Raw genomic sequence first — 12,033 nt, 5'->3', positions numbered from 1 at the left:
CCTTCATGGCTTAAAACTCTACTTTTGGTGCAACGCGTTCTACTTCAGGAATAGAAAGCATGTCACGTTCTGTAAAGTTATGCAGTTTTGCAACGATGTTTGTTGGTACAGATTGTACTTTTGTGTTGTAAGTCATTACGGTTGTATTATAAAGTTGGCGAGAATAAGCCACTTTATTTTCCGTAGTAGTTAATTCATGTTGCAATTCGATGAAAGAAGTATTTGCTTTTAAATCTGGGTAAGCTTCTCCTAATGCAAAAATGGATTTAAGCGCTCCACTTAACATATTGTCCGCTTCGATTTGACCTTGACGATTGTCAGCAGGAACTTCCATCATTTTATTACGAGCTTCAATTACTTGTGTTAATGTTTCTTTTTCATGTTTTGCATACCCTTTAACTGTTTCAACTAAATTAGGAATTAAATCAAATCTACGTTTTAATTGTACGTCAATTTGCGCCCAAGTTTCATCCACACGGTTACGGTATTTTACAAGGCTGTTGTATAGACCAAAATAAATCAATACTAAAATAACAACAACAGCGATAGCAATAATCCATCCTATCATAATTAATCTCCTCCTTCATATGTACTTACCCCATTATACCTTACTTAGGGAGTACACGACAATCCTACTGCAGCATGAGATTTTTATTTTTTCTTCCGCATAAAGTAAAATGGCTTCACAGGTTTATCTACCGGCATTTTAATGGTCATCATTGCATTTGGAGCACGGTCAATTTCTACACCATCTTCATTCCAAAGTACTTCTACAATCTGCTTAAATCCAGTATCTCCTGGCCCGTAAAATTCAATTTCTTCTCCAACACCAAAATTATTTCGTTGCTGTAAAGTAGCGATTTTCGTTTTCTCGTCATATTCCAATACTTGCGCCGCAAAAGCATATTGAGGAATTTTCCGCGTTTTCCCAAATAGTTGTTCGTCCTCGGTTGGTTCTTTATAGAAAAATCCTGTAGATAGTTCGCGTTGTGCAACTTTCCATAATTCTTCTTCCCAAGCTGGATCGAATACATAATTTTCCGGGTCCGCGCAGTAAGCATCTACGGCACGACGGTATACACTTGCGACAGTCGAAACATAATGAATGGACTTCATTCGTCCTTCGATTTTCAAACTATCCACACCAGCATTTACCATATCCGGAATGTATTTAATCATTGATAAATCAACCGCGCTCATTGAAAACGGCTCTTCATCAGTATCCACTAAATTTTTCGAGACACCATTATCAATTTCAAACAAGTCATATTTCCAGCGACAACTTTGCGCACACCCGCCACGGTTCGCATCACGATTAGCCATATGATTTGATAAAGTACAACGACCAGAATAAGAAATACACATTGCCCCATGGATAAATGCTTCCATTTCGACATCCGTTTTTTCGCCGATTTCTTGAATTTCTTGCATGCTAACTTCACGAGCAAGTACAACTCGTTCAAGACCTTGCTTCTTCCAAAATTCTAATGTCTTATAGTTTGTTGCCGAGGCTTGTGTAGATAAGTGGACTGGTAACCCTGGCGCATCTTGAAAACAAATGCTAATGAGCGCTGGATCCGATACAATCACTGCATCAATACCAATATCGCGTAATGTTCGGAAAAATTCCCCAGCACCTTCTGTATCACCAGCATGCGCAACCATATTTGCCGCAACGTACACTTTTGCATTTCGTTCATGCGCAAAAGCGATACCTTCTTTCATTTCTTCAAAGCTAAAATTACCTGCTCGTGACCGAAGACCAAAAGCCTGACCACCAATATATACAGCATCCGCACCATAGCGAATGGCAATTTTTAATTTTTCTAAGTTGCCAGCCGGAGCTAGCACTTCTGGTTTTTTTAATATTTTACTCATTTATGCTATTCCCCCTATTTCACATCATCCGGATTTTTCAAATAAAATCCTGCGTCTAGTTTTCGTGTTGGAGGCTGAAGTTCCGTTAATTTATTCACAAAATACTCTGCGACAAATTGACCTTTCATAACAGCTTCTTTCGCTTCAACTAACAGCGATGCGATTTGAACAAAATTCTCTGATTCTGCAAGAACACCATCTAGTTTCCATGTTTTCAATCCAGCCTCATATAAGTCCGCCAAATAAGGGACAAGTGAAACATCTTCGGAAGCAAAAATATGTGTTCCAGACTCATCTTCATAGATTGGTAATTGACTTGTTTCATCATTAGGTTCGCGTAAATAAAGACCACGTTCCTTCGATGTATCATCTTCCAGTTCGACAATACGCTCATAATTCGTTACTAGTTTACGTTTCGATTGGTGAATGCATGTTGGTCCATAAACCAGAACTTCAACTGGGATAGTAAGGCTACTTGCAATGGCTTTGATTTCGCCTTCTGTTAGTTCCCGAGCAAGTACCGCACCAATCGCTCCTTGTTTTTCCCAAAACGAGATTTGTTCTGCGCTAGTTACAAATGTTTGGGCGTCATAAATAAACGGAATCGGTTGAGCCATTTCACTCAAAAGCATAATTGCCCCTGGATCACCGCACGTTACTGCATCCACTTTCATATCTGCAAGATGCTCTAAAAATCCCGGTAACTCTTCCATATGTTCGTTATGCATTAACGAATTTACTGCTACAGTTACTTTCTTTCCTTCTTGATGTGCTAAATGAACTATTTCACGTAATTCTTCGACAGAAAATGAATGCGGCAATCTTAAACCAAATTGGCTATTACCTACATATAGTCTGTCTACCCCCGCGCGAAGCAATTGTTCAGCTTGTTTCATTGAATCTGCTGTCGCAATGATTTCCATGTTTTTCTCCTCATTTCTACAAAAACGTTACTTGATAAATGTATCACAAGAAGACTTGTTACTCAATAAGAATTTTGGCATAAAAAAAGAGACTAGTCTAAGTGACCAATCTCTAATCTATTTTTTCTTCTTTGGTTAATTTAAATAAATTAAGTAATGGGCGATATGTGCTCCCTACTAATCCAAGCGTCTCTATCAATACTTCAATTAAAATGAGTAGTACACCGATTAAAATCATCGAACCCCACAGTGTCGACATCGTGAAAATGAAGGCAAATAAAGAAAATAGTGCGGCAATGGCATAAATCAAAATAACCGTTTGACGATGCGTGAAGCCTAGTCGTAATAAACAATGATGTAAATGTGACTTATCTGCCATCGCGATTGGTTGTTTCGTTACCATGCGTCGTATAATAGCAAAAAGTGTATCAGAAATCGGTACACCTAAAATTAAAATTGGTACGATTAAAGAGATAAACGTAACATTTTTGAATCCCATCACGGATAACACGGAAATAATAAAACCTAAGAAAAGCGCGCCAGTGTCACCCATGAAAATTTTTGCAGGATTAAAATTATAAGGTAAGAAACCAAGTGTCCCAGCGATTAACACACTTGCTATCATAATTACTAGTGCATCTCCCATAATAAACGCCATTCCTAAAATAGTGAGTAAGGCAATGGTTGAAACACCTGCGGCAAGACCGTCCAGTCCATCAATTAGATTTATAGCGTTCGTAATGGCTACAATCCAAATAATTGTGAGTGGGATACTTAACACCCCAAAATGGATTTCCCCACCGAATGGTAAGTTGATAAAGTCGATACTAATGTTACCCCAAAACACAATAATAAAGGCAGCGGTAACTTGGCCGATTAATTTATATCTTGCTTTAAATTCCATAATATCATCTAATAGCCCAGTCAAAACCATGACAAATGCTGCAATCAGAAGCGGCCATAAGAATTCGTTTTCAATTGGGAGTAAAAACATTCCGATAGTAAAACTGATAAACATTGCTAGTCCACCTAAACTCGGAATTGGTTTAATATTAATACGACGTTGGTCTGGTTTATCTGTAATATCAAAGTATAGAGCTATTTTTCGAATTAGCGGTGTAAGTAATACGGACGCGCCAAAACATATCAATATAATCATCCAGCTCATGGCTAGTCCTCCCCGCAAATTTTTTACTCGTCTCATTATACTTTTTTATTTGCAAAAAGACAACGAAAATCATTATGCAAAAAAGCTTGGGGCAGACAGATTCCGCCTCAAGCTTTTATTTATTGTTTAATCCTAGCTACAAATTGAAATCTACTACCTACATACTGGGAACGCGTAAATTCAAATGGTCGACCGTCTTCTAATGTTGTAATCTGCCTGAGTTTCATAACCGGCGATCCGAGTTTCACATCAAGATATGGCGCAATTTTTTCTGATACTAAAGAAGCTTCCATGATTTGTTCCGCTTCTCCAATTGGTTGACCAAGTTTTAATTCAATCGCTTTATAAAGGGAATCCATAATGTCTTCCTTTGTAAGCAGTGAAGCAATTTTTTCTGGAATGGCAGCAACTTCATAAAGAATTGGCACACGGTCGCCGTAACGAATCCGTTCAATTTTCATTACATTGCTGTTTTCTGGCAGTTGCAACGCTTCTTGTTCTTGCGTACTTGCCGGACGAATGCCATACGATACGATTCGCGTCGAAGGAACTTTCCCCTCTTGTAACATCAAATTCGTAAAACTCGTAACCGCTTCAAGTCGTTCGGTTAGTTTCTTTTCCGCAATAAAGGTCCCGGCACCAACACGTCTTTGCAAAATGTTATCATCAACGAGGCCTTGAATGGCTTGTCTTACCGTCATTCGGCTAACGTGAAACATTTCAGCAAGTTGACGTTCAGCTGGAATAGAAGTGCCAACTTTCCAAACACCATCTTCCATTTTCTTTTTAATTTCACTTTGAATCTGAATGTAAATCGGTATTCCTGATTGTTTATCGATCATTTTCCCGCCCTCTTCTTATAGAAGTGACGCCGCCTCGTTGTCAAGAATCACAGTAACATCTGGATGATTTTGAAGTACAGAAGCAGGACAATTCACATCTACAGGTCCTTTAATAGTTTCTTTGATTGCTTGTGCTTTGTTTTCACCAAAAGCAAGTAGGATAATTTTCTTCGCATTCATGATGGATTTAATTCCCATAGAATAAGCATGTGTTGGAACATCTTCTTCTCTTTCGAAAAAGCGTTTATTAGCTTCACGAGTGGAATCTGTTAAAACCACTTTATGTGTTAACGAATCAAAAGGAGTTCCTGGTTCGTTAAAACCAATATGGCCGTTTGTTCCAATTCCAAGCACTTGAATATCAATTGGGTGCTCAGATAAAATTTCTTCATAACGTGCGCATTCTGCTTCTGCATCCGTCGCTTCTCCGTTAGGTAAGAAACTTTCTTTAAATGCTTTTTTAGAGAATAACAATTCATTCATATAGTAATGATAACTGTTTGGATCGTTTGCCGCAAGACCTACATATTCATCTAAGTTCGTTGTTGTGACATTTTTTGTGTCAACATCGCTTTTTACAAGCTCTGCATAAAGTGTTTCTGGTGTGCTACCAGTTGCTAGGCCAAGTGTGTTTACTTCACCTGATGTAATTCCTTTTTCAATAATTTCTAGTGCTTTTTTAGAACCTGCTAATTTATTTTCTGTTGTGATAAGTTGCATTTTATTATCTTCCTCTCAAGAATGTTTTTTTCCGAATGAATAAGTTGCTGTAATGTGTAAATCTTCGTCAAGTAAGTTGAAATCTGCATCCTTACCAGCCTCGATTGCACCTTTTTGTGTTAAATTAAATTCGCGTGCTTGGTTTCCAGAAGACATAAGAACTGCCTCTTCTACCGAGCATCCAGTAAATTTAATCATGTTGCGGAAGCCATCGTCATAAGTGAGTACACTTCCAGCTAAAGTTCCATCTTCTAAACGAGCTTGTTTATCTTTCACGATAACAGTTTGGCCGCCAAGTTCAGATTTCCCTTCTGGCATACCTTTTGCTCGCATGGAGTCAGTGATAATGCATAAATGTTCTGGCCCTTTCATTTGATAAGCTAATTTCACCATATCAGGATGAACGTGAATGCCATCAACGATTAGTTCTGCATTAATACCGCGTTCTAGTAAAACATGACCTGGAACGCCTGGCTCACGGTGCGTCATACGGTGACAAGCATTATATAAATGTGTCGCGTGTGTCGCTTTACTTGTTTTCAAGTGCTCACGAACATCATTAGAGTGACCAATACTCGGAACAACCCCTAGTTCAAAACACAAATTTTCAAAATCAGCTGAAGTATCATGTTCTGGTGCATATGTTACTAATTTAATTAAACCACCAGAAATATCAAACCACTTTTTGAAAAGTTCCAAGTCAGGTGCTTGAATATATTCTTCTGGTTGTGCGCCTTTAAAGACTTTAGAAACAAATGGACCTTCCAAATGAATTCCACCAATAACAGGTTCTGTTTGAGCAACCTCATTGATCACTTTTAATGCTTTTTCAATATTTTCATGTGATTGTGTCATCGTTGTTGGGAAGTAAGTAGTAATTCCTTCATTTAACATTCCATTCACTTGTTTTCTAAGTGCTTCTGGATCTGCATCCATTGCGTCAAAACTATAACCACCGTGGGAATGAACATCAATGAAACCTGGAACAAGTTTTTGTCCTTTGGCATCGATTACTTCTTCTGCTTTGTCCGCTTGGAAATCAGCCATCGAGCCAACCTCTAAAATTTGTTTGTCAAAACGTACGAAAGCATTTTCTAGAACACCTTTACCAGTATAAATTGTAGCGTTAGTAATTACTTTATTAGTCATTACATATTGCCTCCTTGTTAAATCGGTCTATACCAATTATTATAGCACGTATCTATTAAAATGCAACTTATCTTTTCCTATTTACCCGAAAAAAAGTAATATAACCAAAAAAGCTACGAGCATATTTAGAAGGCCCATAGCGTTTTGTTATAAAAAAGCGCAGAATGATTATTCTGCGCTAATTACTTTTATTTATCTGTTTCGTTTTCTTCTTCTTTTTTCTCTAATTCTGGAATTAATACTTCTTTTTCTTCTTTTGGTTTTTCTTTTGCAGCTTCTTTTTCAAGTTCATTTAATTGATCTTCCATCGAAGCTTTTTCTGGTTTTTTGAAATTTTGTTTTTCGCGTTCAATAATTTCATCTACCATAGTTGTAAAGTTTTGCGCTTTATCTTTGATGATTTCTTTGCTTTTCTTTGTTTTCTTTTCTAGTTCGTCCATTAGATCATCAAAGGATTGAGAAAGTTCTTTGCTCATATCAGCTTTCTTTTCAGCTTCTTCAGCTAGATCGCGTTGTTTTTGTGCTTCGTGATAGTCACTTACGCTACCCCAGCTCATATCATGGATAACTTTGTCCATTTTTTCGGAAGTTTCTGTTGCATTTTTTTCAGCCATTTCAGCTAAATGTTGTGTTTTAAGGTTTTTCCATTTTAGGCGCATTTCGTGCATGCGTAGTTCTAATTTTTCAAGTTGTTCAGAAGCTTGATCATAATGAGATTTAGTTGCTTTTAATTGTTCTTCATATTGAGCTACTTCTTCTAATGCAAAATCAGCTAATTTAGTTTCACCAGCTTCTTTTGCAATTTCAGCTTGATGACGGCGTTTTTCTACATAAACTTCCATTTCTTTATATTCTTTATAGAAAAGAGATTTCAGTTCGCGTTGTTTTTCTACCATGCGTTCTGCGTCTTTCATTTCTTGTTTTGTTTTATCCATATAGTAACTTACCGAATTACGACGTTTTTCTTCACGTTTCTCGATTTTTTCACTAACTTCTTTATTCCATTGTTTCATTTTTTCAAAAAGGTTTGCCATTTTTTTCTCCTCCAATTATTTATTGTATGGGTAGTCGAATACGTCATCATTTTTTCTTGGTTTATTTTTATTTCTAGTTAGGAAGTAAATGATTGCTCCGATAATTACAACAACCAGAATTCCTTTTAAGTTAGCTAGAATTATTAAGGCACCAACACCAATTAGAATACCATAAATAACTTTTTCACCTACGGACCTTGCTTCAAGTAGCTTCTTAAGTGACCAAAAGCCGAGCACTGCACCAATTGTTGCTAGTATCGCTGGCAATAAAACTATAAGTATCATCGCAATTAGTAAAATTATTAATACGCCAATCAATATTGCTCTCATACGCCTACCTCCTAACTTCCAAATGTAGCTGATATATTTTCTTTTATTACTGTACCTATCATAACCCTATCTATCAAGTATAATAACCCGCTGTAGAAGGAAATTCACCTACAACTTGAGTCCTATTGTCTAACTACAGGATAACATAATCTACTATAATAAGCAGTGTTTTCTACATAAAAAAACAGCTTGTTCTCGCGTAACACAAGACACAAACTGCATTCTCATTATTTGACTTTTTCTTCATATTGAAGAGATGAAACGCCACCTTCTGAAATCATGTTATTTTCTTCCAGTTCTGTTTCAGAAATTTCTTTGTCAGCGTAACGGGTCCGAATATCATTTACCTCATCAAAAGGGGTAGGCGGCTGTTGCTTTTTAACCACGTATACTACTGCACAAGCTAAAACTCCAGCGACAGCTCCCACGGCTCCGGCAATAATTCCTACTTTATTTTTCACACTATCAACCTCCTCTTGAAATCCACTATTTTATTCCCTAAAAAAGTAGAAGTAAAACAAAAACGAGCTTGAAAAGTTCAAACTCGTTTCGAATTATAATCCAGAAAAAGTGCTCTTCGGTTTGCGGACAAAACAAAGTATCGCAACAACAATGAATAATAACGCAGGAATGAAACTAATTAGTGCTGTAGAAAGCAACGATACAACGCCTGCTGCTAAAAATAAATATCCAGCAAAAACTGGTTTTTTATTTTTGAATATGTAGTAAATCCCAAAGATACCAAGTGCGAGCGTAATTAAGCCTCCTGTTAATGCAGTCCAAGATAATGTTTGCACAAAATCTAGTACACGATCGGGATCAGGAATCTCTTTTTTCGGGATTTCCCATTCAGTCATTGTTTTGTAGTAGTTGTTGTAGAAAGTTGTTAAACCTTCTTTTCCTTTTGAACCGCTTATCATCAATAGACCAATAATAGCAATAAATGCTTGTGCGAGTATACTTAAAACAAGACCAATAATAGCGAGTACTATCTCACCAGTTCGTTTCATCATATGAATATGCCTCCGTTTCTTCGCTTATTTTTCCAGTATACTATATGTGTTCATGAGATGAAACCATTAAATTAGTAGAAAAAGTAGACCAATCGTGCGTTTTCTATAAAAAAAATGTATAATTTGTTCATAACGAATTTTAAAGGGGCGTAAAATAATGCTAAAGCGCGTGTTCTTCTCCATTATCTTACCATTAGGTTGTTTAGTTGGAGCAATTTTTATTTTACTGACGATTAACACGACTTATCCAAAAGCAGCCAATGAATCCATCCCTACCATTTTTATACATGGTTATCGTGGGACAGACCGCTCGCTTCACGGAATGATACGTCGCTTTGACCAAAAGTATGATTGGGGTACAGAGTCATTGACCGTAAATGTAAGCCCAGATGGAAAAATTTCTACTACTGGAACTTATAACAAAAAAGAAAAAAATCCACTTATCAACATTGTTTTTGAAGATAATCGAGCAACGCTTCCTCAACAATCAATGTGGACAAAAAAGGTAATGTCTTATTTACAACAAAATTATGCCATAAAAAAATTTAATGCAGTAGGTCATTCAATGGGTGGCGGTGCTTGGGTTTCTTATTTAGCTAGTTACGAGAAAAACAAGTCCTATCCACAAGTAAATAAAATTGTGTTTCTTGCAGTTCCATTTTATCCGGAAGAATATGTGAATGGCGATCAGCAGGTTGATATTAAAAATGCCAATAATGTGCATGCTAAATTTGCTGAGAAAATGGCCAAAGTTTTACCCAACAATACTGAAATTATGATTATTGGTGGTAATTTGGAAGATGGTTCAAATAGTGATGGTGAAGTGAAATTAGATAGTGTTTTATATGGTGAAAAATTATTTGCACATCAAAAGGTAACGACACATGTCATTAAAGGACCACAAGCTACTCATAGTAGTATGCATGAATCTACTGTAGTGGATAAGTATGTTGGTCAATTTTTATGGGGCGAGAAATAAACGATTAAAGGATGTTTGAAATGAAAAAAGTTATTAGTTTAATTATCGCATTAGCCATTATCATTACTGGCTTTTGGATAATTTTTCTTCAATTTGAGCCGACTAAAAAAGAAGCTAAAGAGCCTGCTGTGACAGCAAATAAAACAACAAAAAAAGAACAAAAACCTGTTTCAGAAATAGCAATCCCTACTCTGTTTGTTCATGGGTATTCTGGAACAATTAATTCATTCGGAGGTATGATTAATCGTCTTGCTGAAGACGGGGATGTAACAAAATCACTTGTTATGAATGTTGCAGCTGATGGGACTGTAAGCTCTGATGGAAACTATGATAAGTTTAGTCATAACCCTACTATTCAAGTTATTTTTGAAGATAATAAAAGCTCAGCGGCAAATCAAACACAATGGATTCAAAATGTCATGAAAGAATTAAAAAATAATTATCATATCGAAAAAGTATACGCAGTTGGTCATTCCATGGGTGGCGTTAGTTTAACAAGTTACATTGAAAAAGTAGGTAGTGATAAAACTTATCCTGTTCTTGAAAAACTTGTTTTAATCGGTGCTCCACTTAATGGACTAGTAATTGGTGATGATGGTGTTACAGCTTACGACCTTACAGATTCAGGGCCAAAAAAATCTTCAGACCGTTATAGTGAATTCATGAAAAACAAACAAAAAATCCCTACTAATTTGCACGTATTAAATATTGCAGGTGATACTTTAAACGGAACAAAAAGCGATGGTAGCGTTTCTGTTGCGAGCGCCTTATCTGGCAAATTCATTTTTGAAGGCCAGGCAGCAAGTTACGAAGAAAAAACATTCACAGGTAAGAATGCAGCTCATAGTAAACTCCACGAAAATACCGATGTTGATGCTGAAGTAGCTGACTTTTTATGGGGAATAGAAAAAGTAGATTAAGGCTATCGCCTAATCTACTTTTTTCTTGCGTCCAAATATTGTTCGTTTTTTTAAGTCTTCTGCATTTCTCACTTCTAAAATATCTAATAAGAATACAAAGACTGGAATTCCTACGATTAGCCCCCACACTCCAAAGAATGTTTCCGAGAAAATCAAAATAATAAATGTGTAAAATACCGGTAAGTTCGTTTTAGATGACATTAATTTTGGATTTAAAATGTAGGTCTCTATTGCATGAACAATGACAACGGTAATTAAAATGTACACCACATCTTGAAATCCTCCAACAGAATAAGCTATAAGCACCAGTGGAATACAGGAAATAATCACCCCCGCAACGGGGATTAATCCTAAGACGAAAACCATAATGGATAAACTAAGCAACTGTGGAAAGTCCATTAAATAAAGCGCGATTGTCGTAATAAATGTGTTTACTAAAGCGATCATTAATTGCGCCTCTAAAACGACTCCAAAAGTCGAAACAAATTTCTTTCCAAAAAATGCAGCCTCTTTAAAAATAAAGCCTACCTTACTTGTCATGAACTGCCCAGTAAAAGAAGTTACTCGTTCTTTTTCCAAAGAGAAAAATAAACTAAGAATTAATGCTAAGAAGAAAGATAATCCGACAGATCCAATACCGGATAGTGAAGCAATAATAAAATCGACCCCAGCTTGCAAATATTTCTGTATGTTAGATTCTTTTAAAAACCCAACAATCCACTTCACAATCGTATTGTCACTTGGATTATTGTAAAGTTTCACAAGAGAATCTACTAATTGAGAAATTTGATTAATTAAAATTGGTAAGAAATGCACTATAGCGACATATAAGAATACTGCTACTAATGAATAAAGTACAATGACAATTAGCTTTCTTGGTACGCGCACCCTTTTCAAAATAACATTCTCTAGTCGTGTTACTAAAAATGCAAAAATGAATGTTAGTAAAATCAAATCAATCATACTTCTGAGTCAATATAAAACAATGCCTAGAAGAACAAACACTAGCACCCGTCTTGCAGTGTCGTTTTCTTTTAACTTTTCTAACCAATTCATATTTTCACCAGCCCTTTTCTT

13 protein-coding genes and 1 pseudogene are annotated in these 12,033 nt (G+C 36.3%); 2 read left to right on the top strand and 12 right to left on the bottom strand.

The genetic code is table 11. The features are described 5' to 3' along the window. Positions 1–10: 10 nt before the first annotated feature. The 11 genes from LMOATCC19117_RS04995 to LMOATCC19117_RS04945 all read right to left on the bottom strand — a co-directional run bounded on the left by LMOATCC19117_RS04995 (position 11) and on the right by LMOATCC19117_RS04945 (position 9,057). Positions 11–568, bottom strand: a complete 558-nt coding sequence (locus tag LMOATCC19117_RS04995) for a LemA family protein (protein WP_003722783.1) — start codon at positions 566–568, stop codon at positions 11–13. An 83-nt stretch (positions 569–651) separates the two neighbouring features. Beyond that, positions 652–1,878: a peptidase U32 family protein gene (locus tag LMOATCC19117_RS04990; RefSeq protein WP_003726180.1), complete on the bottom strand. Its 1,227-nt coding sequence runs from the start codon at positions 1,876–1,878 to the stop codon at positions 652–654. A 14-nt stretch (positions 1,879–1,892) separates the two neighbouring features. Continuing rightward, positions 1,893–2,801: a peptidase U32 family protein gene (locus LMOATCC19117_RS04985; RefSeq protein ID WP_003727071.1), complete on the bottom strand. Its 909-nt coding sequence runs from the start codon at positions 2,799–2,801 to the stop codon at positions 1,893–1,895. Between the two features lie 112 nt (positions 2,802–2,913). Then, a complete protein-coding gene (locus LMOATCC19117_RS04980; protein WP_003734310.1) occupies positions 2,914–3,969 on the bottom strand; it encodes a glycosyltransferase family 4 protein in 1,056 nt (351 codons plus the stop codon). Positions 3,970–4,088: 119 nt separating this feature from the next. Then, a complete protein-coding gene (locus LMOATCC19117_RS04975) occupies positions 4,089–4,811 on the bottom strand; it encodes a GntR family transcriptional regulator (RefSeq protein WP_003722779.1) in 723 nt (240 codons plus the stop codon). A 15-nt stretch (positions 4,812–4,826) separates the two neighbouring features. Then, complete coding sequence (locus LMOATCC19117_RS04970; RefSeq protein ID WP_003727073.1) at positions 4,827–5,531, bottom strand: glucosamine-6-phosphate deaminase; 705 nt, start codon at positions 5,529–5,531, stop codon at positions 4,827–4,829. A 15-nt stretch (positions 5,532–5,546) separates the two neighbouring features. Beyond that, entirely contained in the window at positions 5,547–6,680 is a 1,134-nt protein-coding gene (gene nagA, locus LMOATCC19117_RS04965) for an N-acetylglucosamine-6-phosphate deacetylase (protein ID WP_003726858.1), read from the bottom strand. 188 nt (positions 6,681–6,868) lie between these two features. After that, positions 6,869–7,714, bottom strand: a complete 846-nt coding sequence (locus LMOATCC19117_RS04960; RefSeq protein WP_003734309.1) for a PspA/IM30 family protein — start codon at positions 7,712–7,714, stop codon at positions 6,869–6,871. Between the two features lie 15 nt (positions 7,715–7,729). Then, the gene (locus LMOATCC19117_RS04955; protein ID WP_003726348.1) at positions 7,730–8,044 is read right to left on the bottom strand and encodes a hypothetical protein; all 315 of its coding nucleotides are present in this window, start codon (positions 8,042–8,044) and stop codon (positions 7,730–7,732) included. Positions 8,045–8,271: 227 nt separating this feature from the next. Then, a complete protein-coding gene (locus LMOATCC19117_RS04950; protein WP_003726347.1) occupies positions 8,272–8,505 on the bottom strand; it encodes a hypothetical protein in 234 nt (77 codons plus the stop codon). 93 nt (positions 8,506–8,598) lie between these two features. After that, positions 8,599–9,057 (bottom strand): DUF4064 domain-containing protein, encoded by a 459-nt coding sequence (locus LMOATCC19117_RS04945; protein WP_003734308.1) that lies wholly within the window; start codon positions 9,055–9,057, stop codon positions 8,599–8,601. A 157-nt stretch (positions 9,058–9,214) separates the two neighbouring features. Here LMOATCC19117_RS04945 and LMOATCC19117_RS04940 point away from each other — a divergent pair, with 157 nt between their 5' ends. Together LMOATCC19117_RS04940 and LMOATCC19117_RS04935 are read left to right on the top strand one after the other, a co-directional pair. Beyond that, entirely contained in the window at positions 9,215–10,036 is an 822-nt protein-coding gene (locus tag LMOATCC19117_RS04940) for an alpha/beta hydrolase (RefSeq protein WP_003726345.1), read from the top strand. 20 nt (positions 10,037–10,056) lie between these two features. Continuing rightward, on the top strand, positions 10,057–10,956 hold the full coding sequence (locus tag LMOATCC19117_RS04935) for an alpha/beta hydrolase (protein ID WP_003726344.1): 900 nt from the start codon (positions 10,057–10,059) through the stop codon (positions 10,954–10,956). A gap of 9 nt (positions 10,957–10,965) precedes the next feature. Here LMOATCC19117_RS04935 and LMOATCC19117_RS04930 read toward each other — a convergent pair. Then, positions 10,966–12,012: pseudogene (locus LMOATCC19117_RS04930) on the bottom strand (AI-2E family transporter). Positions 12,013–12,033: the final 21 nt, after the last annotated feature.

It is taken from the genome of Listeria monocytogenes ATCC 19117 (genome assembly GCF_000307025.1).
Classification (GTDB): domain Bacteria; phylum Bacillota; class Bacilli; order Lactobacillales; family Listeriaceae; genus Listeria; species Listeria monocytogenes_B.
This window is presented reverse-complemented; position numbering and strand designations above follow the sequence as displayed.

Coding starts and splice junctions, on each gene's coding strand:
- LMOATCC19117_RS04995 (WP_003722783.1), bottom strand. CDS start 568: ATGATAGGATGGATTATTGCTATCGCTGTTGTTGTTATTTTAGTATTG.
- LMOATCC19117_RS04990 (WP_003726180.1), bottom strand. CDS start 1,878: ATGAGTAAAATATTAAAAAAACCAGAAGTGCTAGCTCCGGCTGGCAAC.
- LMOATCC19117_RS04985 (WP_003727071.1), bottom strand. CDS start 2,801: ATGGAAATCATTGCGACAGCAGATTCAATGAAACAAGCTGAACAATTG.
- LMOATCC19117_RS04980 (WP_003734310.1), bottom strand. CDS start 3,969: ATGAGCTGGATGATTATATTGATATGTTTTGGCGCGTCCGTATTACTT.
- LMOATCC19117_RS04975 (WP_003722779.1), bottom strand. CDS start 4,811: ATGATCGATAAACAATCAGGAATACCGATTTACATTCAGATTCAAAGT.
- LMOATCC19117_RS04970 (WP_003727073.1), bottom strand. CDS start 5,531: ATGCAACTTATCACAACAGAAAATAAATTAGCAGGTTCTAAAAAAGCA.
- nagA (WP_003726858.1), bottom strand. CDS start 6,680: ATGACTAATAAAGTAATTACTAACGCTACAATTTATACTGGTAAAGGT.
- LMOATCC19117_RS04960 (WP_003734309.1), bottom strand. CDS start 7,714: ATGGCAAACCTTTTTGAAAAAATGAAACAATGGAATAAAGAAGTTAGT.
- LMOATCC19117_RS04955 (WP_003726348.1), bottom strand. CDS start 8,044: ATGAGAGCAATATTGATTGGCGTATTAATAATTTTACTAATTGCGATG.
- LMOATCC19117_RS04945 (WP_003734308.1), bottom strand. CDS start 9,057: ATGATGAAACGAACTGGTGAGATAGTACTCGCTATTATTGGTCTTGTT.
- LMOATCC19117_RS04940 (WP_003726345.1), top strand. CDS start 9,215: ATGCTAAAGCGCGTGTTCTTCTCCATTATCTTACCATTAGGTTGTTTA.
- LMOATCC19117_RS04935 (WP_003726344.1), top strand. CDS start 10,057: ATGAAAAAAGTTATTAGTTTAATTATCGCATTAGCCATTATCATTACT.